This window comes from Streptomyces sp. AMJ-169, assembly GCF_055597585.1.
The window spans coordinates 330,748-354,285 of sequence record NZ_JBVLTJ010000005.1 but is presented as its reverse complement, the minus strand read 5'-3'; the positions used below and the strand labels follow the sequence as shown (position 1 = coordinate 354,285).

Sequence of the window (23,538 nt, the reverse complement as noted above, 5' to 3'; positions counted from 1 at the left end):
GATTCCTCTTAGCCTCTATCGGGTGACGCGACACAGGTGACCTGCGTCGCGCCCGGGGGTTCATGAGATCTGGGGGGATCTTTCCTTGCTGACGTCCGTCTTCCTCGCCGCCGTCTCGCTGGCTCTGTTCTGGATGGCCGCGTTCACCTTGTGGTGGCAGATGCACGCGTGGCGAACACCCGAAGTGCTCGCCTCCACCCGCTTCGGCCGCCCGGACGGGGGCCAGCACACCTCGTTCTCCCTGCTGTTGCCCGCCCGGCACGAACAGGCCGTCCTCGACCACACCATCCGCCGGCTCCTGGAGTCCAGCCACACCGACTTCGAGATCATCGTCATCGTCGGCCATGACGACCCCGGCACCACCGCCGTCGCCGAACGCGCCGCCGCCCGCGACCCGCGCGTCCGGGTCGTCGTTGACACCCACGCCACCAAGAACAAGCCCAAGGCCATGAACACGGCGCTGCCGCACTGCCGCGGCGACGTCGTCGGGGTCTTCGACGCCGAGGACCAGGTCCACCCCGAACTCCTCGCCCACGTCGACCACGCCTTCCGCGAGACCGGCGCTGATGTTGTCCAAGGCGGCGTCCAGCTCATCAACTTCCACTCCAGCTGGTACAGCCTGCGCAACTGCCTGGAGTACTTCTTCTGGTTCCGCTCCCGGCTCCACCTGCACGCCCAGAAGGGGTTCATCCCGCTCGGCGGCAACACCGTCTTCGTCCGCACCGGCGTCCTGCGCGAAGCGGGCGGCTGGGACCCCGACTGCCTCGCCGAGGACTGCGACTTGGGGGTGCGGCTGTCCTCCGTCGGCAAGAAGGTCGTCGTCGCCTACGACTCCGACATGGTCACCCGCGAGGAGACCCCGGGCTCGCTGATGTCCCTGCTCAAACAGCGAACCCGGTGGAACCAGGGGTTCCTTCAGGTCTACCGGAAGAAGGACTGGAAGCAACTCCCCGGATTCGGCCAGCGGCTGCTCGCCCGCTACACCCTCATGACGCCGTTCCTGCAAGCCTTCTCCGGCGTCGTCATCCCGCTCAACGCGGCCGTCGCGCTGCTGCTCGACGTGCCCGTCGGCATCGCCTTCATCACCTTCCTGCCGGCCGTCACCGCGCTCGTGACCTTCGTCTTCGAACTCGTCGGACTGCACGACTTCGGCAAGCAGTACGGGCTGCGCGTCCGCCTCACCCACTACCTCAAGCTCGTCGTGGGCGGCCCCTTCTACCAGATCCTCCTCGCCGGAGCGGCCCTGCGCGCGGTCTGGCGCGAGCAACGCGGGCGCAACGAATGGGAGTTGACCGAACACACCGGAGCGCACCTCTCCGCGGCGCCCGCCGCGGACCGGGCGCCCGCCGCGGACCGAGCGCCCTCCGCGATCCCAGCGCCCTCACCCTCGGCCGCCCGAGAGGACCTCCCCGCGTGACCTCCACCCTCCCCGCGGCGACCACCCCCACGGTCCCCGCGCAGCCCACCCCTGCGCCCGCCCCCCGCCCGGCCCGCCGCAAGCTCCCCTCCCGCCGCCCCGACCTGCTCCTGTGCGGCGCCCTCCTCATAGCCATCCTCGTCGTCCAGGGCTGGAACATCGCCGCCTACCCCGCGCTCAGCGACGACGAGGGCACCTACCTCGCCCAGGCCTGGGCCGTCCAGGAGGGCAAGGGCCTCGCCCACTACACCTACTGGTACGACCACCCCCCGCTCGGCTGGCTCCAGTTGGCCCTGCTCACCTGGATCCCCAAGCTGCTGAGCCCCGAGTCGATGACCGTCGGCTCGATGCGCGCCGTGATGCTGCTGGTCACGGCGGCCAGCGCGACCCTCCTCTACGTCGTCGGCCGCCGCCTCGCCCTGCCCCGCTGGGCCGCCGCCCTCGCCATGGCCCTCTTCGGGCTCTCCCCGCTCGCGGTCGTCCTCCAGCGCGAGATCTTCCTCGACAACCTCGCCGTGATGTGGACGCTCCTCGCGTTCGCCCTCGCCGCCTCGCCGAGCCGGCACCTCTGGCACCACTTCGCCGCCGGAGTGGCCGCCGCGACCGCGGTCCTCACCAAAGAGACGATGCTCTTCGTCCTCGTCGCCGTCCTCGTCACGATGTGGCGCCACAGCCACCGTGACACCCGCAAGTTCGCCCTCACCGGAGCCGTCACCGCCTGCGTCGTGATCGGCGCCGCCTACCCCCTCTTCGCCCTCCTCAAAGGCGAGTTGCTGCCCGGCGCCGGACACGTCTCGCTGTGGGACGGCATCAAGTACCAGATGACCAGGCCCGGTTCGGGCTTCGTCCTCGACAACGGCAGCGGCGCGCACGGGGTGTTGCAGTCCTGGCTCTACTACGACCGCGTCCTCATCACCGGCGGCCTCGCGGGCGCCGTCATCCTCCTGCTGACCTGGCGCCGGTCCGTCACCGCCCGCGCCCTCGCCGGACCCTCCCTCGCCGTCGCGATCCTCGCCGCCGTCGCCCTGCGCCCCACCGGCTACCTCCCCGCGATGTACGTCATCCAGGCCCTGCCCTTCCTCGCCCTGGTCCTCGCCGGAGCCGCCGCCTCGGTCGTCCACATGATCCTCAACCGCCGCCGCTCCCACGCGGAACGGCGCTGGATCACCGGCGGCCGGTACGCGCTCGTCGGCGTCCTGGTCCTCGCGGCGGGCGCCTACGTCGTACCGCGCTGGTACGACGGGGACCGCACGGCCGTCACCGCCGACGCCAACGGGCCCTACCGGTCGGCCGCGAAGTGGCTCGCCGACGAGGTCCAAGAACCCGCCCGCACACGGGTGCTGGTCGACGACGCGCTCTGGCTCGACCTCGTCCACGCCGGCTATGAACCGGGCCTGGGCGCCATCTGGTTCTACAAGGCCGACCTCGACCCGGCCGTCACCAAGACCCTCCCGCGCGGCTGGCGGGACCTCGACTACGTGGTCGCCTCCCCGACGGTCCGCCGCGACGCCCGCGACCTGCCGACCGTCAAGGCGGCCCTGGACCACTCAACTCCCGTCGCCGTCTACGGAATCGGCGACGACCGTATCGAGATCCGGCGGATCGGAGCGGGCCGATGACCCACGAGTACATCGCGCCCGTCCCCCGCGTCAGCGCCGACCACCTCCCCGAACCCGGCGCCGTCACCGTCGTCGTACCGACCTTCAACGAGTCCGCGAACATCCGCCGGCTCCTGGGCCAGATCAGGGAGTCGGTGCCAGGCCGGCTGCCCTGTGAGGTCGTCTTCGTCGACGACTCCACCGACGACACCCCCGACGTCATCCGGGACGCCGCCAAGGACTGCCCGTTCCCGGTGACCGTCCTCCATCGCGAGGAGGCCACCGGCGGGCTCGGCGGGGCCGTCGTCGAGGGGATCAGGGCGGCCGGGTCGGACTGGGTCGTCGTCATGGACGGCGACTGCCAGCATCCGCCGTCCCTGGTACCGGAGTTGGTCGCCACGGGGGAGCGGGAGCGGGCCGAGCTCGTCGTCGCCTCCCGGTACCTCAAGGGCGGCAGCCGCGCCGGACTCGCCGGGAACTACCGGGTGTTGGTGTCCAGGGGCGCGACCTGGCTCGCCAAGTCCCTTTTCCCGCGCCGCCTGCACGGCATCAGCGACCCCATGAGCGGCTTCTTCGCGATCCGCCGCAGCGCCGTCACCGCCGATGAACTCAAGCCGCTCGGCTACAAGATCCTCATGGAACTCGCGGTGCGCAGCCGGCCCCGCAAGGTCGCCGAGGTGCCGTTCGTCTTCCAGGAGCGGCACGCCGGGGAGTCCAAGTCCACGGCGAAGGAGGGCCTCAGGTTCCTGCGCCACCTCGCCGGGCTGCGCAGCGCCTCCCCGGCCGCCCGCATGGTGGGCTTCGGGCTGATCGGGCTCAGCGGCTTCCTGCCCAACCTCGCCGGACTGTGGGCACTGACCGCCGCCGGGGTGCACTACCTGCCGGCCGAGGTCATCGCGGGCCAGGCGGGCGTGGCCTGGAACTTCGTCCTCATCGAACACCTCCTCTTCCGCGACCGGCGCGCGCACCGCCGCTGGTGGGACCGGCTCGGCCGGTTCGCGCTGCTCGCCAACGCCGACCTCGTCCTGCGCATCCCGCTCATCGCGCTGTTCGTGCACCGGTTCGGCATGGGCGCGCTCACCGCGACCGCGCTCGCCCTCGTGACCACGTTCCTCCTGCGCTTCGCCGGGACCGAGGCGCTGGTGTACCTGCCGCGCGGGAAGCGCGGCCGAGCCAAGGGAGCCGCATGAAGAACCCGTCCAAGTACCGCAGAAGAACAGCCCTGTTGTCGGTCACCGGCCTCACCGCCGGCCTCCTCCTGACCACCCCGCAGCCCGCCTCCGCCGCCAACCTGATCCTCAACCCCGGTTTCGAGACGGCCGGTCCGGACGGTATGCCGTACTGCTGGGAGAAGTCCGGCTGGGGCGACAACGACTTCACGTTCACCACCACCTCCGACGCCCACTCCGGCGCCAAGGCCATGAAGGTCGAGCTGACCCGCCGCGTCGACGGCGACCGCAAGGCCCTCATCACCGAGTCCGCCGCCTGCGCCCCCGCCGTGACCGCCGGCAAGCAGTACGACCTGTCCCTCTGGTACAAGTCGACGACCCCCGACACCTCGGTCACCGTCTTCCGGCACGACGCCACCGCCGGCTGGCAGTACTGGACCGACCTCAAGACCCTTGACCTGTCCCCGAGTTGGACGCAGGCGAGCGTCCGCACCCCGGAGATCCCGGCCGGCACCGACCGCATCACCTGGGGCGTCTCCGTCTACGGCACGGGCTCGGCGACGACCGATGACTACACGATGGACCAGGTCCCGGACGTCGTCCCGCCCGCGACCTGCACATCCACCCCCGCCGAGTGCGCCGGCGGCCGCTGGGACGTCCTGCCCACGCAGAACCCGGTGCGCTCCATGCACTCCGTCGTCCTGCACAACGGCAAGGTCCTGATGATCGCGGGCTCCGGCAACAGCGAGGAGCAGTTCGCGGCCGGCACGTTCACCTCCGCCGTGTACGACCCGGAGAACGGCACCTACAAGGTCATCCCCACCCCCAAGGACATGTTCTGCTCCGGACACGTCCAGCTCCAGGACGGCCGCGTCCTGGTGATGAGCGGCAACAAGGCGTATCCGGCGGCCGACGGCTCGCACGGCTACGAGGGGTTCAAGGACGCGTACGTCTTCGACCCCGCCACCGAGACGTACAGCAAGACCAACGACATGAACGACGGCCACTGGTACCCCTCGGCGACCGTCCTCGGCGACGGCGACGTGCTGTCCTTCGGCGGGCTGCGCGAGGACTCCTCCGGGTCGGTGACCGCCGAGCGCTGGTCGGACGCCGAACAGCAGTGGCTGCCGCTGTCCCGGGTCCACCAGACCTGGTCGTACTGGGGCCTGTACCCGGCGATGGTCCTCATGCAGGACGGCCGCCTCTTCTACACGGGCAGCCACGTCTTCGGCAACAACATCCCCGGCACGGGCGCGGCCGTCTACGACTACGACGCCAACACCGTCACGCAGATCCCCGGCTTGCAGCGCAAGGACGAGCGGGACCAGTCGGCGTCCGTGCTGCTGCCCCCGGCGCAGGACCAGAAGGTCCTCACCCTCGGCGGCGGCAACATCGACTCCAACCCCGAGGCGAACCGCCTCACCGACATCATCGACCTGAAGGCCGCCAACCCGTCGTACGTCGCCGGCCCCCCGCTCCCGCAAGGAACCGTCGACCTCGGCAACGGGCCCGTCCAGCAGACCGGCGCCCAGGGCAAGATGTACGTCTCGGCGGTCCTGCTGCCCGACGGCAAGGTCCTGGAGACCGGCGGCGCCCTGCACAACCGCGCCAACCCCGTGTACGAGTCGTCGATCTACGACCCGGCGACGAACACCTTCGACCCCGTCGCCGCCGACCCCCAGGCCCGCGGCTACCACTCCTCGGCCGTACTCCTGCCCGACGGGCGGGTGCTGACGACCGGCGACAACCCGGGCAACGGGACCTGGAACCACAACGTGTCCGTCTACACCCCGCCCTACCTCCTCAAGGGCCCCCGCCCGGCGATCACTTCGCTCATCGACAACGAGTGGAAGTACGGCGACACCCAGCGCATCACCGTCGACCGGCCCATCGCCAAGGCCGAGTTGATCCGCCCGGCCGCCGTCACCCACTCCTCCGACCCCAACCAGCGGTTCGTGGACCTGCCGCTGTCCGTCGACGGCAACAACGTCGACCTCAACGTCACCAGCAACCCCAACCTCGCCCCGCCCGGCTGGTACATGCTCTTCGCCGTCGACGCCAACGGCGTTCCCTCGGTGGCGAAATGGGTCCACCTCACCGGCCCCGCCGCGCTGAGCAAGACGGAGGCGGCACCTCATGTGCACGACTTCGCCGGCCAGTTGAGGGGCAAGGTCACCGGCCCCGGCGCCAAACGCCCGTCACAGAAGGTCAGTTCCACGCTCTCCGGCTGCGACCGGCACTACGGCTCCGCCAACGTCTGCGTACCGACGGCCTTCCCGCCGGACGTGAGGAGGACGGCCAAGGCCCGGTGCGCGTGGCTGAAGACGAACGACTACGGGACGCTGAAGGTCAACGGGCGCGACGATCCACTGGGGTTGGACCGCAACCGGGACGGGATCGCCTGCGGGAAGGGGGACTTCTAGGCGGCCGGGGAGAGCGGGGGCTCAGGAGAACTCGCTGAGCGCCCCCTCCACGATCACCTCCAACTGCCGGTGATGCGCCCCCTTCCAGTACGCCCGCCCGCACTCCCCGCACCGCGCGAACACGTCGTACGACTTCTCCGTACCGCCCCGCAGCTGCCCGGCCACCTCCTCCTTGGTGGCCGGGCGCAGCAGCCCGTTGCAGGCGGTGCAGCGGCTCCAGGGGACGAGGGCCGGGCGGAACCGGTCGAGGACGTCCCGGAGTTGGTCGTCGGGACTGGTGCTGTACACGAAGGCGCCCGCCCACAGCTCGCGCCGCCGCAGCAGCCCCCGGTCCCGGCTGAGCAGCACCCGCCGCTCGGCCGCCGACCGGGCCGCGAGCGCCGGGTCGCCGATGTCGGTGGACTCGTAGGCCGCGTCGACCCCGAGCAGCCGGAGCCGCCTTGCCAGCGTGCCGAGATGGACGTCGAGGAGGAACCGCAGCGGCGCCCCCGGGACCTCCTGCGGGCGCGGGTGCGGGCGTACCTCCACGGACTCGCCGTCGGCCGGGATGTGCGCGGCCGGCCGCACCCGGCCGTCCACCACCAGCGCGCCCACCTCCGTCAGCGGCACCCCCAGCGACTCGACGACATGGCCGAGCGTGGAGACGCCGTCCACGGCGAGCTGGCTGGTGACGTCCCGGCGGGCGTGCGGGACGAAGAGGGAGAGTTCCGGGGCGAGGCGGATACGGATCGCGGTCGTCACCGGGCCAGGATGGCACGGCGGCGGCGCGGGGACCCCAGGGTTTCCGACAGGCCTGCTACGAGCCCCCTAAGGACCCGAGCCCTTCCCCGGAACCCCGTTCGCCAGCACGTCCATCGCCCGCTCCAGCAGCTCCGTCAGATCGTCCTGGAAGCCGTTCTCCGCCCAGTACAGCAGGATCTCCGCGACCCCGCCGATCAGGGACATCGAGTAGACCCGGGCCTCCAGGCCGCCCGGGGCGAGGCCGGTGCGGGCGGCGACGGCGTCGGCGAGCATACGGCTGGTGACCGACATGCTCTCCATCATCCGCGAGCGCACGGCGGGCACCTGCACCAGCAGATGGGCCCGCATCCGGGTGGCCCGCTCGTCCTCGAGCCCCGCGCGGACGGCCGTCCGCATGACGTGCCGCAGGGACTCCTCCCACGGCTCGTCCGCCGGCCGCGCCCGCAGCTCCGCCGCCAGGAGCGGGTCGAACTCGTCGGTGAGGACGATGTCCTCCTTGGCGGGGAAGTACCGGAACACCGTGGACGGCGACACCTCGGCGCGCTCGGCGATCTGCTCGACGGTCGTCGCGTCGTACCCCTGCTCCTCGACCAGCGCGTACGTCGCGTCGCGGATCGCCGTGCGGGTCTTGATCTTCTTGCGCTCACGCAGGCCGAGCCGGGGCGGGTCGGAGGGGAGCGCGGGACGCGGGGGTGCCATGAGGGTCATTGTCGGGCATCGGCGAGCGGTACGGCCAGGTCAGGGGAGTCCTCGCCGGCGTCGATGCCGTGGCCTCGAAGGGTGACTGCCTGCCGGGGGTCACCCGTGCTGGTACGCCACCAGCGAGATCCCCACGTAGTGGACGACGAACGCGGCCAGCGTGAACGAGTGGAACACCTCGTGGAAGCCGAACCAGCGCGGGGAGGGGTTCGGGCGCTTCATGCCGTAGATGACGCCGCCCGCGCTGTAGAGCAGTCCGCCGACGATGACCAGGACGAGGACCGCGATGCCGCCCGTCTGGAGGAAGTCGGGGAGGAAGAAGACCGCCGCCCAGCCCATGGCGAGATAGCAGGGGGTGTAGAGCCAGCGCGGGGCGCCGACCCAGAAGACGCGGAAGACGATGCCGGCCGCCGCCGCCGCCCAGATGCCCCAGAGCAGCCACTGCCCCTTCGCGCCCGGCAGCAGCAGCATCGTCAGGGGCGTGTACGTACCCGCGATGATCAGGAAAATATTGGCGTGATCCAGCCGTCGCAGGATGCCGTCCATCCGGGCGTTCCAGTTGCCCCGGTGGTACAGCGCGCTCACGCCGAACAGCAGGCAGGCGGTCAGGGTGTAGATCCCGCAGGCGATCCGGCCGCGCGAGGAGTCCGCGAGGGCCGTGAGGACGAGACCGGAGATCAGCACGGCCGGAAACATGCCCAGATGCAGCCAGCCGCGCAGCTTCGGCTTGAGGGGCTCGGCCAGATGGGCGGACGCAGTCATGTGCGTGATCGTACCTACGGGACCGTAAGTTACGCATCAGTACGGCCGGTTGGACCGATGAAGAGTGGCCATCGTCTCACGGGCTCCCGGGCGAGCGGGCGGGGTTGGGCGATCAGGGCGAACACATGAACGCGTGGCGAGCCTCACCTTGCTCATGTGTGACGCCCTCTGGACAGATGTGCTGACGCGGCGGATGATCATATGAGTGCGGTCGGCACCGGATGAGCGGCTACGAAGCGTCCGGGCCGATGCCCCCACGGGGCGGAACATCAACAAAACCCTCATCAAGGAGCAATCGTGGCGCGCGACATCGCGGCTCCCTCCTCCCTCCCCACCGCCCACCCCGGGCTGATCTCGTGGGTGCACGAGATCGCGGAACTGACCCAGCCGGACAGCGTGGTCTGGTGTGACGGAACCGAGGCCGAGTACGACCGGCTCTGTGCGGAGCTGGTCGAAAAGGGCACGTTCAAACGGCTCGACCCGGTCAAGCGCCCCAACTCGTACTACGCCGCCTCCGACCCGACCGATGTCGCCCGGGTCGAGGACCGTACGTTCATCTGCTCCGCCGACGAGCAGGACGCGGGCCCGACCAACCACTGGAAGGCCCCGGCGGAGATGCGGGAGACCTTCGCCGGTGAGCAGGGCCTGTTCCGCGGCGCGATGCGGGGCCGCACGATGTACGTCGTCCCCTTCTGCATGGGCCCGCTGGGCTCCGAACTCTCCGCGATCGGCGTCGAGATCACCGACTCGGCCTACGTCGCCGTCTCCATGCGCACGATGACCCGGATGGGCGCCGCGGTCCTCGAGGAGCTGGGCGACGACGGCGCCTACGTCAAGGCCGTCCACACCCTCGGCGCCCCCCTCGCGCCGGGCGAGCAGGACGTTCCCTGGCCCTGCAACAGCACCAAGTACATCTCGCACTTCCCCGAGGACCGCGAGATCTGGTCCTACGGCTCCGGGTACGGCGGCAACGCGCTGCTCGGCAAGAAGTGCTACGCGCTGCGCATCGCCTCCGTCATGGCCCGCGACGAGGGCTGGCTCGCCGAGCACATGCTGATCCTCAAGCTGACGCCGCCCGCCGGCGAGCCGAAGTACGTCGCCGCCGCCTTCCCGAGCGCCTGCGGAAAGACGAACCTCGCGATGCTGGAGCCCACGGTCTCCGGCTGGAGCGTCGAGACGATCGGCGACGACATCGCGTGGATGCGGTTCGGCGCGGACGGCCGGCTGTACGCGATCAACCCCGAGGCCGGCTTCTTCGGCGTCGCCCCCGGCACCGGCGAGCACACCAACGCCAACGCGATGAAGACGCTGTGGGGCAACTCCGTCTTCACCAACGTCGCCCTCACCGACGACGGCGACATCTGGTGGGAGGGCATGACCGAGGACACCCCGGCCCACCTCACCGACTGGCGGGGCGACGACTGGACGCCGGGCGCCGACCGGCCCGCCGCGCACCCCAACGCCCGCTTCACCGTGCCGGCCTCGCAGTGCCCGATCATCGCGCCCGAGTGGGAGGACCCCAAGGGCGTCCCGATCTCCGCGATCCTCTTCGGCGGCCGGCGCGCCACCGCCGTCCCGCTGGTGACGGAGTCCTTCGACTGGAACCACGGCGTCTTCCTCGGCGCCAACGTGGCCTCCGAGAAGACGGCCGCCGCCGAGGGCAAGGTCGGCGAGCTGCGCCGCGACCCGTTCGCCATGCTGCCGTTCTGCGGCTACAACATGGGCGACTACATGGGGCATTGGATCGACGTCGCCAAGGGCCGGGACCAGGCGAAGCTGCCGAAGATCTACTACGTCAACTGGTTCCGCAAGGACGACCGGGGCAGGTTCGTGTGGCCCGGGTTCGGGGAGAACTCCCGCGTCCTGAAGTGGATCGTGGAGCGTCTCGACGGCACCGCCGAGGGTGTGCGGACCCCGATCGGCGTGCTCCCGACGCGCTCGGCGCTCGACACCAAGGGCCTCGAACTCTCCGACGGCGACCTGGAGTTCCTCCTCACGGTCGACAAGGAGATCTGGCGCGAGGAGGCCGCGCTGGTGCCGGACCACCTGAAGACCTTCGGGGAGCACACGCCGAAGGAACTGTGGGACGAGTACCGGGCGCTGGTGAGCCGCCTGGGGTAAATCCCTTCGGGTGCGGCCCAGTTGGGTGGCACCCCTTGAAGACCCCGCGGCCGGCCGAACCGATCAGTCCCTGACCAGACGCAGTCGTCACCGGCCGGCCGCGGAACCCGCCGGCGAGGTCCCGTACAACGGCGTGCGGGGCCGGGGCCCGTCGCACCCACCTTCCGTCAGCCCCGACGGGAGGCGCGGCGGGCCTTCGCCTTTTCAGGTGCTCGGAGTTCTCGAGGGTGCCGGGGGTGGCACCCGGCCCGCGCGTCGCTGCGGGTGCGCGCGGGCCGGGGCCGTTTTTGACCCCGTGGGGGGGGGATCTAGACCGCGGCCGTGGGGAGGGCCGCCGTGTGGGCGTCCATCCGCTGGGCCGCGAGGATCGCCGAGGTGGTGTCCGCGCGGGAGGCGGCGACCACCAGGGCCCGGCCCGCGAGCGCGTGGGCGCGGCGGTGCAGGGCGGTGGGGGAGTGCGTGGGGGCGGGGCGGGCGATGCGCAGCGGCGGCCGGCCTCCCCTGAGGCGGGTCACCTGGTGGGCCAGCTGGTCGGCCGCCCGGTCCAGGTCGCCGGCCGGGGCCAGCGTACGCAGCTCGTCGGTGACGGCGAGCAGCGCGGCGAGGTGTCCGGCGAGCTGGATGTCCAGCTCCTCCTCGCGGGTGCGGTGGGGGAGGTCGGAGGCGTGCACGGGGGTGCTGTGGACCGACTTGGTGCGGATCGGCTCATACATAGGAGGGCCTCCTGCGCTCTGACAGGAAACCATCCTAGCTTGGATTTCGTCTAAAGTTATCCAGGTTGCAGAACTGACCTTGTTCGATCACGGTCGGTCAGCCGCCCCGCGCTCATTTCTGTACGTAGCCGTCCAGGAACCGCCCGATCCGCGTCACCGCGTCTTTCAGATCGGTCACGGTCGGCAGCGTGACGACCCGGAAGTGGTCCTGCTCCGGCCAGTTGAACCCGGTCCCCTGCACCACCATGATCTTCTCCTGGCGCAGCAGATCGAGGACCATCCGCCGGTCGTCCTTGATCTTGTAGACGGACGGGTCGAGGCGCGGGAAGAGATACAGCGCGCCCTTCGGCCGGACACAGCTGACCCCGGGGATCTGCGTCAGCAGCTCGTACGCCGTGTCGATCTGGTCCTTCAACCGGCCGCCCGGCAGCACGAGTTCATTGATCGACTGGCGTCCGCTGAGCGCGGCCACCACGCCGTGCTGGCCCGGCATGTTCGCGCACAGCCGCATGTTCGCGAGGATCGTCAGGCCCTCGATGTAGGAGTCGGCATGTGCGCGCGGGCCGGAGATCGACATCCAGCCGACCCGGTAGCCGGCGACCCGGTACGCCTTCGACATCCCGTTGAAGGTGAGCGTCAGCAGGTCGGGGGCGACCGCGGCGGTCGGGGTGTGGGTGGCGCCGTCGTACAGGATCTTGTCGTAGATCTCGTCCGAGCAGACCAGCAGGTTGTGCCGGCGGGCGATGTCGGTCAGGCCCTTGAGCAGCTCGACGTCGTAGACCGCGCCCGTGGGGTTGTTCGGGTTGATGACGACGATCGCCTTGGTGCGGTCGGTGACCTTGCGTTCGATGTCGGCGAGGTCGGGCATCCAGTCGGACCGCTCGTCGCAGCGGTAGTGCACCGCGGTCCCGCCGGAGAGCGAGACGGCCGCCGTCCACAGCGGGTAGTCGGGGGAGGGGACGAGGACCTCGTCGCCGTCGTCGAGCAGGCCCTGCATCGCCATGACGATCAGCTCGGAGACCCCGTTGCCGATGAAGACGTGCTCGACGTCCGTCTCGATGCCCAGCGTCTGGTTGTGCATGACGACCGCGCGGCGGGCGGCGAGCAGTCCCTTGGCGTCTCCGTAGCCGTGCGCGGTGGAGACGTTGCGCAGCACGTCCTCCAGGATCTCCGGCGGGCACTCGAAGCCGAACGCCGCCGGATTGCCGGTGTTGAGCTTGAGGATGCGGTGCCCCGCCGCCTCCAGCCGCATCGCCTCCTCCAGGACCGGGCCCCGGATCTCATAACAGACATTTGCGAGCTTTGTGGACTGGATCACCTGCATGTCTGGGAGCTTACGGCCCGGTAACGCATGGCGGGGCGTGTTTTCCGCCACGTGGGGGTGAACAGGATCAGGCCGAAACTGACCGCTTGTCCTGAAGGGGGTGGCTGTTGATGATGTGCATGACAAATTTCCGTCATGCAGAGGGGACCCCCCATGAAAAAGCCTCTCGTCGCCCTGGCCGCGCTGGCCCTCGCCGCCGTCGGCGCGGCACCGGCAGCGGCGGCTACGACCGCCCAGGCGTCGACTTCTTCTGTTGCGACTTCTTCGGTTACCAAGGCCGCCGCCGCTCCCACTCTCAAGGCGGTCACCCTGGCCGGAACGGTCGCGCTGAGCAACTGTTCCGGCTCGGTGATCCGCTTTCCGGGCTCCCTCGACACCGACCCGGCGCTGGTCCTCTCCAACGGCCACTGCCTGACCTCCGGCTTCCCCGACCCCGGTGAGGTCATCACCAACCAGGCCTCCACCCGCACCTTCGGCCTGCTGAACTCCGCCGGCACCCAGGTCGCCACCCTGCGCGCGAGCAAGCTCGCCTACGCGACGATGACCGACATCGACGTCTCCATCTACCAGCTGACGTCGACCTACGCGGCCATCAAGAGCTCGTACGGGATAGCGCCGCTCACCGTCCAGAACACCCACCCGACCGCCGGGACCGCGATCACCGTCGCCTCCGGGTACTGGAAGCGGTTGTACAGCTGCAACGTCGACGGCTTCGTCTACCGGCTCAAGGAGGGCGACTGGACCTGGAAGGACTCGGTCCGCTACACCTCCGCCTGCAACACCATCGGCGGCACCTCAGGATCCCCGGTCGTCGACCAGGCCACCGGCAACGTCGTCGCCGTCAACAACACCGGCAACGAGGACGGCGCGAGCTGCACCGTCAACAACCCGTGCGAGGTCTCCGAGACCGGTGCGGTGACCGTGCGCCAGGGCATCAACTACGCGCAGCAGACGTACCAGATCCCGGCCTGCTTCACGACCGGCAACCAGCTGAACCTGAGCGCGAGCGGGTGCGTGCTGCCGAAGCCGTAGCGCGCCGCAGCCGCCGGAGGGGGCGTCAGAAGAACGTCCGCACGTACTCCGTCACCGCCCCCTCCGCCGTCACCACCGGAATCAGCGGCCATTTCTCGAACGTCGTGCACGGATGCGACAGCCCGAACCCGATCCAGTCGCCGACCTCGACATCGGCCTCCGGCGCGGTGCGCAGCCACAGATGCTGGTCGGACAGCGCGGTCACCTCGATCCCGGCGGCCGGCATCAACACCTCACCCCGGCGCACGACTTGGGCGAACGGGAGGCCGAGGTCGTACGGCGCGTCCCGCTTGCCCGCGTTGACGAACGCCTGGGCCGGGGTCGGCCGGGAGACGACCTGCGTCCAGAGCCGGAACGCCGGTTCCAGCGCGCCCTCTTCGGGGACGCGGTTGAACGGGGTCCGCTCCCGGTAGTGCCCGTCGTCGTGCGAGACGTAGGCGCCCGAGCGCAGCAACTTCAGTACGGGCAGGGAGAGTTCGGGGACATCGGCGAGCCCTTCGGCGACGGCGTCGAACCACTCGCTGCCGCCCGCGCTGACGACGATCTCCCGGGCCCCCGCGAACAGCCCGGCCTTGTCCAGCTCCCCGGCCAGCGCGACGAGCCGCCGCGTCCACCCCAGCACCGCCTCGGCGGACGCGTCCGGCACCTGCGACTCGTACCCGGCGACCCCGGTGAGCCGCAGCGTGCGGGTACGCCGGACGGCCTCCGCGAGCTGGCCGCAGCAGACCTCCGTCCGCGCCCCGGTCCGCCCCTCGGGACCGGCGGCCAGCTCGACGACGACCTCCAACGGGCGCACGGCACCGGCCTGTTGGAGGGCGACGTCCATCAACTCGACTCCGTGCACGGAGTCGACGTAGCAGATCACCCGGAACTCGTGGTCGGCGTCCTGTTGTCGCGCGATCCAGCGCAACGCGGCCGGGTCGACGACCTCGTTGGCGAGGAAGATCTGCCGCACCCCGAACTCCCTTGCCACGCGGGCCTGGTGGGGCATGGCGACGGTGATTCCCCAGGCGCCGCGCTCCAGTTGGCGGGCGAAGAGCTGGGGGGCCATCGTCGTCTTGCCGTGCGGGGCGAAGCGCACGCCGTGGCGGGCCGTGTAGGACTCCATGAGGGCCAGGTTGTGGTCCAGGCGCTCGGCGGAGAGGGTGAGGACGGGGGTGGTGAAACCGCCGTCGAAGAGATTTCTGGACTGGGCGGTCAGCTCGGAGACGGTGAGCCCGTCGGCGTCCGGCGGGAGCCCCTTGAAGCGGTGGTCCAGGCGCTCGGCGGCCAGCTGGGCGAGGGGTCCGGAGTGCGGCACGGTCTCTCCTGGGCTCGGACGGGCCGTCGTATACGGCGCTGTCGTATAACGAAGTGCGGGTCGGCTGTGTGCGGCACAGGATCTTCGACCATACTGCCCGCTGTGGACCAGCGCATAGGATCGAGCAGCAAGCCCCTGGAGGGCGCCGGATTCGACCCGGCCTTCGTCCCCGGGCTCACCTCGCCCGTGACGGCGGAGCTCAAGGAGCCCAAGGAGCCCAAGCCCAGGAAGACCGCGGAGGCGGCGGAGGCGGAACCGGAGGACGCGAAGCCGGCCGAGCCGACCGAGCCGACCGAGCCGACCGAGGCCGTCGCACCGGAACCGGCCGAAGAGGTCGCCGAGGAAGCGGAACCCGTCGACGGGCCCGTCTTCGAGGCGGCCGACCGGCGGGCGCGGATCGTCGCCGACCACAAGGGCGTCCGGCTCGCGCTCGACGACCAGGCCTGCGAGTTCCGCTGGGACGAGATCGGGGCCGTGGAGACGGAGACCGCCCGCTTCGGCAGGCGGTTCACCATCACCGTCCACACGCCCGACCGCCGCTGGTACCCGATAGAGATCGAGGCGGCGAGCCGGGCGCGGTTCGCGGAGTGGGAGAGCGAGCTGGACGCCGTCCTCGACGCGTACTTCGAGGACGGCGCGGAGGAGACCGAGGAGCCGGCCGAGCCTTCTGACAAGGCCGACTCCGAGGACGAGGCCTCCGAGAAGAAGGCCGACTCGGTCAAGGCGGAGGAGACCGCTTAGCCCCTCCGGGTGATCAGGAGCAGTACTGGGCGGCCTTCCCGATCGACCGGTACATGCAGTCCGCGTTCTCCAGCAGTTGCAGGACGGCGTCCCGGTTGCGGGACGTCTCCCGCTCGATCACCTCGTCGGGCGGGTAGAAACCGCCCCCGGAGCTGGACGTCGGGTACATCTCGTAGGTGTACCCGAAGATCTTGTGGGTGCCCCAGAGGTAGTCGTCGATCGAGCCGTCGGTGATGTACAGGTCGCTGGACTGCTCGGCGGTGTAGCCGTTGCTCGCGGCCATCTTCTGCCCGACGGCCTTGAAGGCGGCGTTGTCGTCGGCGGTCATCCCGGTCGTGGTGTCGGCGGTGGTGTAGCCGAACGGCCACATCACCAGCTCGCTGTAGGTGTGGAAGTCGATCGCGGCCTTGATCTGCTGTACCCCGCCGACGACCCGGCTGCGCACGAAGTCGGCGACGACCTTCACCTCGGGCGCGGACTCGGCGGACGCGCCCCGGTAGGTCTCGGAGGACGTCGACCCGGAGGAGCCGCCGCAGCAGCCCCAGCGGTAGGCCCAGTTGCGGTTGAGGTCCGTACCGACCGCCGTGGAACCGGAGTTGGGCTGGCGGTTCTTGCGCCAGGAGCGGTAGGAGCCGGTGGCGATGTCGTACTCGCCGCCGTCCGGGTTGAGGTCGGGGATGATCCAGATCTCGCGGCTGTTGACCAGGTTGGTGACGCGCGAGTCGGTGCCGTAGCCGGCGCCGAGTTCGCGGATCAGGTACAGGGCCATCTCGACGGTGAGGTGCTCGCGGGCGTGCTGGTGGTGGGTGAACAGCACCTCCGGCTCGGCCTCGTCGGTGCCGACGTTGTCGCTGATCTTGACGGCGTAGATGTCCCGGCCCTGGTACGACTTGCCGATCACCTGCTTGCGCATGATGGACGGGTAGGCCGCGAGCCGCTGGTCGATCTCCGCGTTCATCTCGGCGTAGTTGTGGTAGTTCGAGTCCGCGGTGGGGAAGTCGAAGAGCCGCACCTCATCGCCGGCGAGCCGGTTGGGGGCGGTGGCGAGCGGCGTGATCTCGAACCCGTTCGCGGCGAGCTTGCGGGCCTGGTCGGCGCGCCCGGAGACCACGACGGTCTCGGAGTCGGCCTCGTCGATGCTGACCCCGGCCCGGGCGATCGCGGTGCGCAGGTCGGTGGTGTTGCCGGGCGCGTGGATCTCGTACTGCCGGATGTCGTCCGGCGAGGGGGCCGCGGTGGCGGCGCTCTCGGCCGAGGCGGAGGGCAGGGTCGCCGAGACGGGGGCGGCGAGGGCCAGCGCGATCAGGGTCGCGAGGGCGGCGGTGCGTCTGCCGCGGGCACCCCGGGTGCCTGAGCCGCGTACGCGAAGTCGCATGAGGTCTCCTTGGTCTCCAGTTCCGTCCGGGATCTTCCGGCACGGGTGGGGGTGGAGCGGGGAGCGGGTGCTGTGGACCGGCTGTGCGGTGTGTCGCTCATGGTCGGGGATGTGGCATGAACGGGTCAAGAGAGCCCCAAGGGTTGGCTGGGGGGAGACCCCTAGGGGGCGGGTGAGGAGACCCCGCGCGCCCCTTCCGGATCCCGCACCCCATCTGTCAACCCTCCCCCTGTGGAGACCTGATGGAGATGGCTCGCCCTCTTTTGCCCCGACTTGACGGGTGAGGCGCCGGAGAAGAGTTGGTTACCGCTAGCCGGAACCTGTTCTCCCGCCGCTGGGGCGTGGATACAGTGCTGAGGTAGTCACGCAATGAAGTCATTCCGGCGCACCGGAGTAACTCTCCCGTGCGCCGGATTCGCGGGAATCTCGGGGAGCTGCGCGTGCCAACTGCCATTGCGGTGACCGGCGTAGGGCTGGCCCTGCCGGCCCAGGACGAGCGCACCGTCCCCGCCGTCATCCTGGAAGACATAGCCGGGCAGCCCCTGGAACAGGCCGTGTCGACGGTCCAGGGCGTGATCGACGCGTACGGTCACCTCGTCGTCGTCAGCCCGAAGGCGGCCCCCGCGGCGGTCGGCCAGCGCCTGCACATGATCCGCTCCCTGCTGGAGACGGACCGCCTGGCCCTCTTCCAGCCCGCCCTGCCCCCGCTGGCGACGGCCGTACTGGCGCGCCAGCTGAGGCAGTTGGCGTCCTGCGACCTGGGCCCGGGGGTGATCGCCTCGGCGGGACGCCTGCTGACGCACTACCTCCACGCGGGCGCGCTGCTCGCCTCGGTGGCAAGACTGGACCACGTCCCGGTCACCCTCACCTCGCACGCCCGCTCATGGATGCCGGGCAGCCAGTTCGCCGTACTGGCCCACCCCCAGCCGCAGTTGGTGAAGGCGGCCCCCGGAATCCCCCTGGCGGGCCCGGAGTTCGGGACCTGGCTGCTGCACGCGCCGGGCCAGCTGCCCACGGAGTGGGTCACGGAGACGCTGGCCCCCGCATGGCGCGCGCAGGGCGTACGGGAGGTCCCGCTGCCGGCGGAGTCACCGGCGTGGTGGGGCACACCGAAGCTGGTCGAGTTCTGCGCGTACCTGCCGGACCTCTCCGTCCTGTACCAACTGGTCACGTCCGTACGGCAGATGACGTGCCACTGGTGCGGCCTGGACGTGATCGGCGACCGCTGCGTCTTCTGCTCGGCGTCCCCGCCCCCCTCTTCGGACCCCCGGGCCCTCACGGCGGGCGCCGGCCCCCGCCACGCGCTCCCAGCCGGCTGAAGAGCCTTCTGAATCCCGTCCGCCCGACACCCAACGAGGTTGCACGGCTCATGAACTCCCGTCAGCGCCGCGGCGTGATCCTTCTGCTCGTGTCGGTGGTGTGCGCGCTCGGCGCGTTCGCCGGTGTGCTCACCGTCATCGACGACGTCAAGTCCAAAGTCGGCCCCGAGGTGAGCGCCTACCAGGTCAAGGACGACGTGGCGCCCTACACGGCGCTGAGCGAGGGCCAGTTCGAGAAGATCGAGATGCCGAAACGCTGGCTCTCGCACAACGCCGTCACCGACCTCGCCGCGATCCGCGGCAAGATCGCCGTGACGACCCTGCGCGCCGGCTCCCTCCTCCAGACCGACATGGTCGTCGACCAGCCCGCCCTGCGCCCCGGCCAGCAGGAGGTCGCCATCATGATCGACGCGGCGACCGGAGTCGCCGGGAAGATCACCGCCGGGGCCTCGGTGAACGTCTACGCCACCTTCGAGGGCGCCCGCGGCGGCGACCCCGACGTCTCGAAGATCATCGTGACCAACGCCCGCGTCCTCGACGTGGGCAAGCTGACGGCCCTCGACCCCGACCAGGGCAGCCGCACCACCGGCACCACCCAGGCCGTCCCCATCACCTTCGCGCTCTCCACCCTGGACGCCCAACGCGTCACCTACGCCGAGTCGTTCGCCAAGCGGGTCCGCCTCGCCCTGGTCGCCCCCGGCACCACCACCACGGTCCCCGAGCAGGACCGCACCTACCAGCTCGCCACGGACAAGTGAGAGGCCCGTCATGCCCACGAGGATTCTCCCGGCCGTAGGCGACGCGGACGCGGCCCGCTCCCTCGTCACCCTCCTCAGCCAACTCCCCGACGCGGAACCGGCGACCCCGGTGGGCGACTCGACAGCCCTGGTCGACCTGCTGGCCCGCCTCGCCGCCGAGTCCGTGGACGACCTCCCCGAAGTGGTCGTCGTCCACGAACGCGTCGGCCCCGTACCGGCGTTGGAACTCGTCCGCGAGATCGCCCTGCGCTTCCCCGCGGTGGGAGTCATCCTCGTCACCACCGACGCGGGCCCCGGCCTCTTCTCCGCGGCCATGGACTCCGGCGCCCGCGGCCTGGTCACCCTGCCCCTGACCTACGACGACCTCGCCACCCGCGTCCACGCCGTCGCCCAGTGGTCCACCGGCGTACGGCGCCATCTCGGCCACGGCCCCGACGTGTTCACCGGCCCCGGCGGCACGGTCGTCACGGTGAGCGGCGCGAAAGGCGGCGTGGGCGTCACCGTCACCGCCATCCAACTCGCCCTGGCGGCACAGGCGTCGGGCCGGGCGACGGCTCTCCTCGACCTCGATCTCCAGACCGGCGACGTCGCTTCCTACCTGGACGTCCAATTCCGGCGCTCCGTAGTGGACTTGGCGGCCATCACCGACATCTCCCCGCGCATCCTTGCGGAGGCGGTGTTCCGCCACGACACCGGTCTCGACCTGCTGCTGGCGCCCGGGGAGGGCGAGCGGGGGGAGGAGGTGACGGACCGGGCGGCCCGCCACATCGTCGGCGCGCTGCGGTCCCACTACGAGGTGGTGATCGTCGACTGCGGCGCCCAGCTGAGCGGCGCGGGGGCGGCGGCGGTGGAGACGGCGGACAAGGCGCTCCTGGTGACGACCCCGGACGTGGTGGCGGTACGCGGCGCCAAACGGACGGTCCGCATGTGGGACCGCTTGCAGATCCGCAAGGCGGAGGAGACGACGGTGGTGGTGAACCGCCACAGCCGCACCACGGAGATCCAGCCCCCTCTGATCCAGAAAATCACCGGCACAGCGCTGGCGACGACCTCGATCCCGGCCCACTTCAAGGAACTACAGGCCCCGGTCGACTCGGGCCGCCTGCACGCCCTGGACCCCAAGGGCCCGATCCGCCAGGCCCTGTGGACGCTGGCGGCGGAACTGGAGCTGGCGAAACCGAACTTGCCGGCGAGGAGGCGCAGGGCGACGGGGGACCGGGGAACGGCGGGTTTCAGACGGCGGAGGGATTAGGGATGGGAAGCAGGGAGGGCGAGGGGCCGGGGCGGGCGGACGCGATGCGGAGCTTGGCGATGGGGGGTGTGGGGGGAGGGACGTATGCAGGGGAGCCCCCCATGGGCGGGAGGCCGCGTATGGCGGGAGGGGGCGACGGCGCGCCGGTGTTGGCGGAACTCCGGGCTGGCGGGGGGCTGCGTATGGCGGGAGGGGGCGACGGCGCGCCGGTGTTGGCGGAACCCCGGGCCGGCGGGGAGCCGCGTATGGCGGGAGGGTTGAACGGCGCGCCGGTGTTGGCAGGACCCGGCGCGGGCGGGGAGCCGCGTATGGCGGGAGGGGACGGCGGCGCGCCGGTGTTGGCGGAACCCCGGGCCGGCGGGGAGCCGCGTACGGCGGGAGGGCTGAACGGCGCGTCGGTGTTGGCAGGACCCGGCGTGGGCGGGAGGCCGCGTACGGCGGGAGGGTTGAACGGCGCGTCGGTGTTGGCAGGACCCGGCGCGGGCGGGGAGCCGCGTACGGCGGGAAGGGGACGTGGCGGGGGGTGTCCGCCCGCAGCGGCCGGCGTCAACTCCGGCTCCCGGCATGAGAAGCGGAACCGCCGGACCGAGGACGGACACCCCCCGGCGCGGCACCGCCCCACCCCCCACCGCAGGCGACACCCCACCGGCGAGAAACCCGCCGACAACCCCAAGCCCACCCCCCTCACCGGCGACCGAGGCCAAGTAACCGTCGAGTTCCTCGGCATGCTCCCCGCCATCCTCGCCACCCTCGCCGCCATCTGGCAGTGCGTACTGGTCGGTTACACCTACACCCTCGCGGGTAACGCAGCCGATGCCGCAGTGAACGCGGGAACAGCGGCGCCGGCTGGGACACGACAGGGGGTGTGCGAACAGATGGGCACCAAGGATCTGCCGACAGCTTGGCGCGGCGGCGCCCAAGTGACGTGCGGCGGCACGGGTTTCGTGACCGCAGACGTCACCCTCCGCGTACCGATCCTGTTCCCCGGCGTCCTCTCCGTCCCCCTCCCGGTCCACGGCCACGCGGGAGCAGTGGAAGAGGAGGACAGATGAGAAGCCCGACGAGAACACCCCCGGCCCGCCGCCGCCAAATCACCGGCGACCAGGGCCAAGTAGCCATCGAATACCTGGGCTTCCTCCCCATCCTCCTCATAGTCGCCCTGGCCGCAATCCAGTTGGGCCTCATCGCCTACGCGGGCCAACAAGCCGGCACAGCGGCAAGAACCGCCGCCCGCAGCGCATCCCTGCACAGGAACTACCAGGCCGACTGCCAGGCAGCAGTCAGCTCATGGCTGACAGCAAGCTGCTCGGCGGCGGACCTGGGCGACGCCGTCCAGGTCACCTCCTCCGTAGACATCCCCTCCGTCTTCCCCGGCTGGGACTTCGGCCAGGCCCAGAAATCCGCCACCATGCCGGCCGACCACTGAAGGAGCCCCATGAGCCTGCGCGCAAGGATCAACTCCCCGGCGGAGAACGGCACTCGGGCGGAGGAGGGCCACTTGGTGGCGACGTACAGGGCGAAGCTCCTGGAGGAGATCGACCTGGCGGAGATGACCTCGCTGGCGGCGGCCGAACGAAGGGCACGCCTGGAACGCGTACTGGGCCACATCATCAGCAGGGAGGGCCCGGTCCTCTCGACGACCGAACGCGCCAGGCTGATCAGACGAGTTGTGGACGAAGCCCTGGGCCTCGGCATCCTCGAACCGCTGCTGGAGGACGCCACGATCACCGAGATCATGGTCAACGGCGCCGACGCGATCTTCGTCGAACGAGGCGGCAGAGTAGAGCAGTTGCCGCTCCGCTTCGCCTCCACGGACCAGCTGATGCAGACCATCGAACGCATCGTCTCCACCGTCAACCGCCGTGTGGACGAGTCGAATCCGATGGTCGACGCCCGCCTCCCCTCGGGCGAGCGGGTCAACGTCATCATCCCCCCGCTCTCGCTGACGGGCCCGATCCTCACGATCCGCCGCTTCCCCCGCTCCTTCACCCTCCACGAACTGGTCGGCTTCAACTCCCTTGACGAACCGATGCTGTTCCTCCTGGCCGGCTTGGTGCAGGCGAAGTTCAACGTGATCGTCTCGGGCGCGACGGGCACGGGTAAGACGACCCTCCTGAACGCGCTGTCCGGCCTGATCCCGGACGGCGAACGCATCATCACCATCGAGGACTCGGCGGAACTCCAGCTCCAGCAGACGCACGTCGTACGCCTCGAATCCCGCCCCCCGAACGTGGAGGGGAAGGGGCACATCACGATCCGCGACCTGGTCCGCAACTCCCTGCGGATGCGCCCCGACCGCATCGTGGTGGGGGAGGTGCGCGGCGGCGAGTCGCTGGACATGCTCCAGGCGATGTCCACGGGCCACGACGGCTCGCTGGCGACGGTGCACGCCAACAGCGCGGAGGACGCGCTGACGCGACTCCAGACGCTGGCGTCGATGTCGGACGTGGAGATCCCGTTCATCGCGCTGCACGACCAGATCAACAGCGCGGTGGACGTACTGGTCCAGCTCACCCGCTTCGCGGACGGCGCCCGCCGGATCACGGAGATCGCGCTGCTGGACAGCCACGGCGGCGAGCCGTACCGCTTGGCGACGGTGGCCCGCTTCGACGCGCAGCCGATGACGGCGGACGGCAGGGTGCACGGCGTCTTCCGGGCGTTCCCGCTGCCGCGCAGGGCGGCGGACCGCCTGTATCTGGCGGGCCAGCCGGTCCCGCAGGCGTTCGGAATCGCGAGGACACCGGGGGAACTGGCGACGAGAGAGGCGCGCTAGGAAGACCCCGACCCCAACCGC

General features: G+C 70.6%; 20 protein-coding genes. 13 read left to right on the top strand and 7 right to left on the bottom strand.

The window, feature by feature from the left end; genetic code table 11:
* The first annotated feature begins 85 nt into the window (after nucleotides 1-85).
* Genes ACYUD3_RS14895 through ACYUD3_RS14880 form a run of 4 tightly spaced genes read left to right on the top strand, consistent with a single transcriptional unit; the run spans nucleotide 86 to nucleotide 6,607 of the window.
* The gene (locus tag ACYUD3_RS14895) at nucleotides 86-1,417 is read left to right on the top strand and encodes a glycosyltransferase (protein ID WP_470969216.1); all 1,332 of its coding nucleotides are present in this window, start codon (nucleotides 86-88) and stop codon (nucleotides 1,415-1,417) included.
* Nucleotides 1,414-3,036 (top strand): ArnT family glycosyltransferase, encoded by a 1,623-nt coding sequence (locus ACYUD3_RS14890; RefSeq protein ID WP_470969214.1) that lies wholly within the window; start codon nucleotides 1,414-1,416, stop codon nucleotides 3,034-3,036. Before ACYUD3_RS14895 ends, ACYUD3_RS14890 begins: the two co-directional genes overlap by 4 nt.
* A complete protein-coding gene (locus ACYUD3_RS14885) occupies nucleotides 3,033-4,205 on the top strand; it encodes a glycosyltransferase (protein ID WP_470969211.1) in 1,173 nt (390 codons plus the stop codon). Before ACYUD3_RS14890 ends, ACYUD3_RS14885 begins: the two co-directional genes overlap by 4 nt.
* Nucleotides 4,202-6,607, top strand: coding sequence for a galactose oxidase-like domain-containing protein (locus ACYUD3_RS14880; RefSeq protein ID WP_470969209.1), 2,406 nt, complete (start codon nucleotides 4,202-4,204; stop codon nucleotides 6,605-6,607). Before ACYUD3_RS14885 ends, ACYUD3_RS14880 begins: the two co-directional genes overlap by 4 nt.
* A gap of 21 nt (nucleotides 6,608-6,628) precedes the next feature.
* On the opposite strand, the gene ACYUD3_RS14875 is transcribed toward ACYUD3_RS14880, so the two are convergent.
* The 3 genes from ACYUD3_RS14875 to trhA all read right to left on the bottom strand — a co-directional run bounded on the left by ACYUD3_RS14875 (nucleotide 6,629) and on the right by trhA (nucleotide 8,809).
* Nucleotides 6,629-7,348: a Mut7-C RNAse domain-containing protein gene (locus ACYUD3_RS14875; RefSeq protein WP_470969207.1), complete on the bottom strand. Its 720-nt coding sequence runs from the start codon at nucleotides 7,346-7,348 to the stop codon at nucleotides 6,629-6,631.
* A 66-nt stretch (nucleotides 7,349-7,414) separates the two neighbouring features.
* Nucleotides 7,415-8,047: a TetR/AcrR family transcriptional regulator gene (locus ACYUD3_RS14870; protein ID WP_470969205.1), complete on the bottom strand. Its 633-nt coding sequence runs from the start codon at nucleotides 8,045-8,047 to the stop codon at nucleotides 7,415-7,417.
* Between the two features lie 99 nt (nucleotides 8,048-8,146).
* Complete coding sequence (gene trhA / locus ACYUD3_RS14865) at nucleotides 8,147-8,809, bottom strand: PAQR family membrane homeostasis protein TrhA (RefSeq protein ID WP_470969203.1); 663 nt, start codon at nucleotides 8,807-8,809, stop codon at nucleotides 8,147-8,149.
* Between the two features lie 297 nt (nucleotides 8,810-9,106).
* Here trhA and ACYUD3_RS14860 point away from each other — a divergent pair, with 297 nt between their 5' ends.
* The gene (locus ACYUD3_RS14860; protein ID WP_470969200.1) at nucleotides 9,107-10,930 is read left to right on the top strand and encodes a phosphoenolpyruvate carboxykinase (GTP); all 1,824 of its coding nucleotides are present in this window, start codon (nucleotides 9,107-9,109) and stop codon (nucleotides 10,928-10,930) included.
* Between the two features lie 308 nt (nucleotides 10,931-11,238).
* Here the strand turns inward: ACYUD3_RS14860 and ACYUD3_RS14855 are convergent, their stop codons facing one another.
* A complete protein-coding gene (locus tag ACYUD3_RS14855; protein ID WP_470969198.1) occupies nucleotides 11,239-11,643 on the bottom strand; it encodes an SCO4983 family protein in 405 nt (134 codons plus the stop codon).
* Between the two features lie 112 nt (nucleotides 11,644-11,755).
* A complete protein-coding gene (locus ACYUD3_RS14850) occupies nucleotides 11,756-12,967 on the bottom strand; it encodes a pyridoxal phosphate-dependent aminotransferase (RefSeq protein WP_470969196.1) in 1,212 nt (403 codons plus the stop codon).
* 153 nt (nucleotides 12,968-13,120) lie between these two features.
* Between ACYUD3_RS14850 and ACYUD3_RS14845 the strand changes: the two genes are divergently transcribed.
* On the top strand, nucleotides 13,121-13,999 hold the full coding sequence (locus ACYUD3_RS14845; protein ID WP_470969193.1) for a S1 family peptidase: 879 nt from the start codon (nucleotides 13,121-13,123) through the stop codon (nucleotides 13,997-13,999).
* Between the two features lie 25 nt (nucleotides 14,000-14,024).
* On the opposite strand, the gene ACYUD3_RS14840 is transcribed toward ACYUD3_RS14845, so the two are convergent.
* Nucleotides 14,025-15,299 carry an amino acid deaminase gene (locus ACYUD3_RS14840; protein ID WP_470969191.1) on the bottom strand — a complete coding sequence of 425 codons (1,275 nt, stop codon included), beginning with the start codon at nucleotides 15,297-15,299 and terminating at the stop codon, nucleotides 14,025-14,027.
* Nucleotides 15,300-15,401: 102 nt separating this feature from the next.
* On the opposite strand from ACYUD3_RS14840, the gene ACYUD3_RS14835 reads away from it, so the two are divergent.
* A complete protein-coding gene (locus ACYUD3_RS14835; RefSeq protein ID WP_470969189.1) occupies nucleotides 15,402-16,040 on the top strand; it encodes a hypothetical protein in 639 nt (212 codons plus the stop codon).
* Nucleotides 16,041-16,053: 13 nt separating this feature from the next.
* On the opposite strand, the gene ACYUD3_RS14830 is transcribed toward ACYUD3_RS14835, so the two are convergent.
* Complete coding sequence (locus ACYUD3_RS14830) at nucleotides 16,054-17,415, bottom strand: M14 family metallopeptidase (protein WP_470969186.1); 1,362 nt, start codon at nucleotides 17,413-17,415, stop codon at nucleotides 16,054-16,056.
* A 440-nt stretch (nucleotides 17,416-17,855) separates the two neighbouring features.
* Between ACYUD3_RS14830 and ACYUD3_RS14825 the strand changes: the two genes are divergently transcribed.
* From ACYUD3_RS14825 to ACYUD3_RS14800, 6 genes are all read left to right on the top strand, one after another.
* Nucleotides 17,856-18,734 carry a hypothetical protein gene (locus ACYUD3_RS14825; protein WP_470969184.1) on the top strand — a complete coding sequence of 293 codons (879 nt, stop codon included), beginning with the start codon at nucleotides 17,856-17,858 and terminating at the stop codon, nucleotides 18,732-18,734.
* 50 nt (nucleotides 18,735-18,784) lie between these two features.
* Nucleotides 18,785-19,492, top strand: a complete 708-nt coding sequence (gene cpaB, locus ACYUD3_RS14820) for a Flp pilus assembly protein CpaB (protein WP_470969181.1) — start codon at nucleotides 18,785-18,787, stop codon at nucleotides 19,490-19,492.
* A 10-nt stretch (nucleotides 19,493-19,502) separates the two neighbouring features.
* Nucleotides 19,503-20,744, top strand: coding sequence for an AAA family ATPase (locus tag ACYUD3_RS14815; RefSeq protein ID WP_470969179.1), 1,242 nt, complete (start codon nucleotides 19,503-19,505; stop codon nucleotides 20,742-20,744).
* Between the two features lie 725 nt (nucleotides 20,745-21,469).
* Nucleotides 21,470-21,796 carry a pilus assembly protein gene (locus ACYUD3_RS14810; RefSeq protein WP_470969798.1) on the top strand — a complete coding sequence of 109 codons (327 nt, stop codon included), beginning with the start codon at nucleotides 21,470-21,472 and terminating at the stop codon, nucleotides 21,794-21,796.
* Nucleotides 21,793-22,170, top strand: a complete 378-nt coding sequence (locus ACYUD3_RS14805) for a TadE/TadG family type IV pilus assembly protein (protein WP_470969177.1) — start codon at nucleotides 21,793-21,795, stop codon at nucleotides 22,168-22,170. Before ACYUD3_RS14810 ends, ACYUD3_RS14805 begins: the two co-directional genes overlap by 4 nt.
* Before the next feature lie 9 nt (nucleotides 22,171-22,179).
* Nucleotides 22,180-23,517 carry a CpaF family protein gene (locus ACYUD3_RS14800; protein WP_470969175.1) on the top strand — a complete coding sequence of 446 codons (1,338 nt, stop codon included), beginning with the start codon at nucleotides 22,180-22,182 and terminating at the stop codon, nucleotides 23,515-23,517.
* Nucleotides 23,518-23,538: the final 21 nt, after the last annotated feature.

Coding starts and splice junctions, on each gene's coding strand:
- ACYUD3_RS14810 (WP_470969798.1), top strand. CDS start 21,470: ATGCTCCCCGCCATCCTCGCCACCCTCGCCGCCATCTGGCAGTGCGTA.
- ACYUD3_RS14815 (WP_470969179.1), top strand. CDS start 19,503: ATGCCCACGAGGATTCTCCCGGCCGTAGGCGACGCGGACGCGGCCCGC.
- trhA (WP_470969203.1), bottom strand. CDS start 8,809: ATGACTGCGTCCGCCCATCTGGCCGAGCCCCTCAAGCCGAAGCTGCGC.
- ACYUD3_RS14870 (WP_470969205.1), bottom strand. CDS start 8,047: ATGGCACCCCCGCGTCCCGCGCTCCCCTCCGACCCGCCCCGGCTCGGC.
- ACYUD3_RS14830 (WP_470969186.1), bottom strand. CDS start 17,415: ATGCGACTTCGCGTACGCGGCTCAGGCACCCGGGGTGCCCGCGGCAGA.
- ACYUD3_RS14800 (WP_470969175.1), top strand. CDS start 22,180: ATGAGCCTGCGCGCAAGGATCAACTCCCCGGCGGAGAACGGCACTCGG.
- ACYUD3_RS14880 (WP_470969209.1), top strand. CDS start 4,202: ATGAAGAACCCGTCCAAGTACCGCAGAAGAACAGCCCTGTTGTCGGTC.
- ACYUD3_RS14885 (WP_470969211.1), top strand. CDS start 3,033: ATGACCCACGAGTACATCGCGCCCGTCCCCCGCGTCAGCGCCGACCAC.
- ACYUD3_RS14845 (WP_470969193.1), top strand. CDS start 13,121: ATGAAAAAGCCTCTCGTCGCCCTGGCCGCGCTGGCCCTCGCCGCCGTC.
- ACYUD3_RS14850 (WP_470969196.1), bottom strand. CDS start 12,967: ATGCAGGTGATCCAGTCCACAAAGCTCGCAAATGTCTGTTATGAGATC.
- ACYUD3_RS14805 (WP_470969177.1), top strand. CDS start 21,793: ATGAGAAGCCCGACGAGAACACCCCCGGCCCGCCGCCGCCAAATCACC.
- cpaB (WP_470969181.1), top strand. CDS start 18,785: ATGAACTCCCGTCAGCGCCGCGGCGTGATCCTTCTGCTCGTGTCGGTG.
- ACYUD3_RS14855 (WP_470969198.1), bottom strand. CDS start 11,643: ATGTATGAGCCGATCCGCACCAAGTCGGTCCACAGCACCCCCGTGCAC.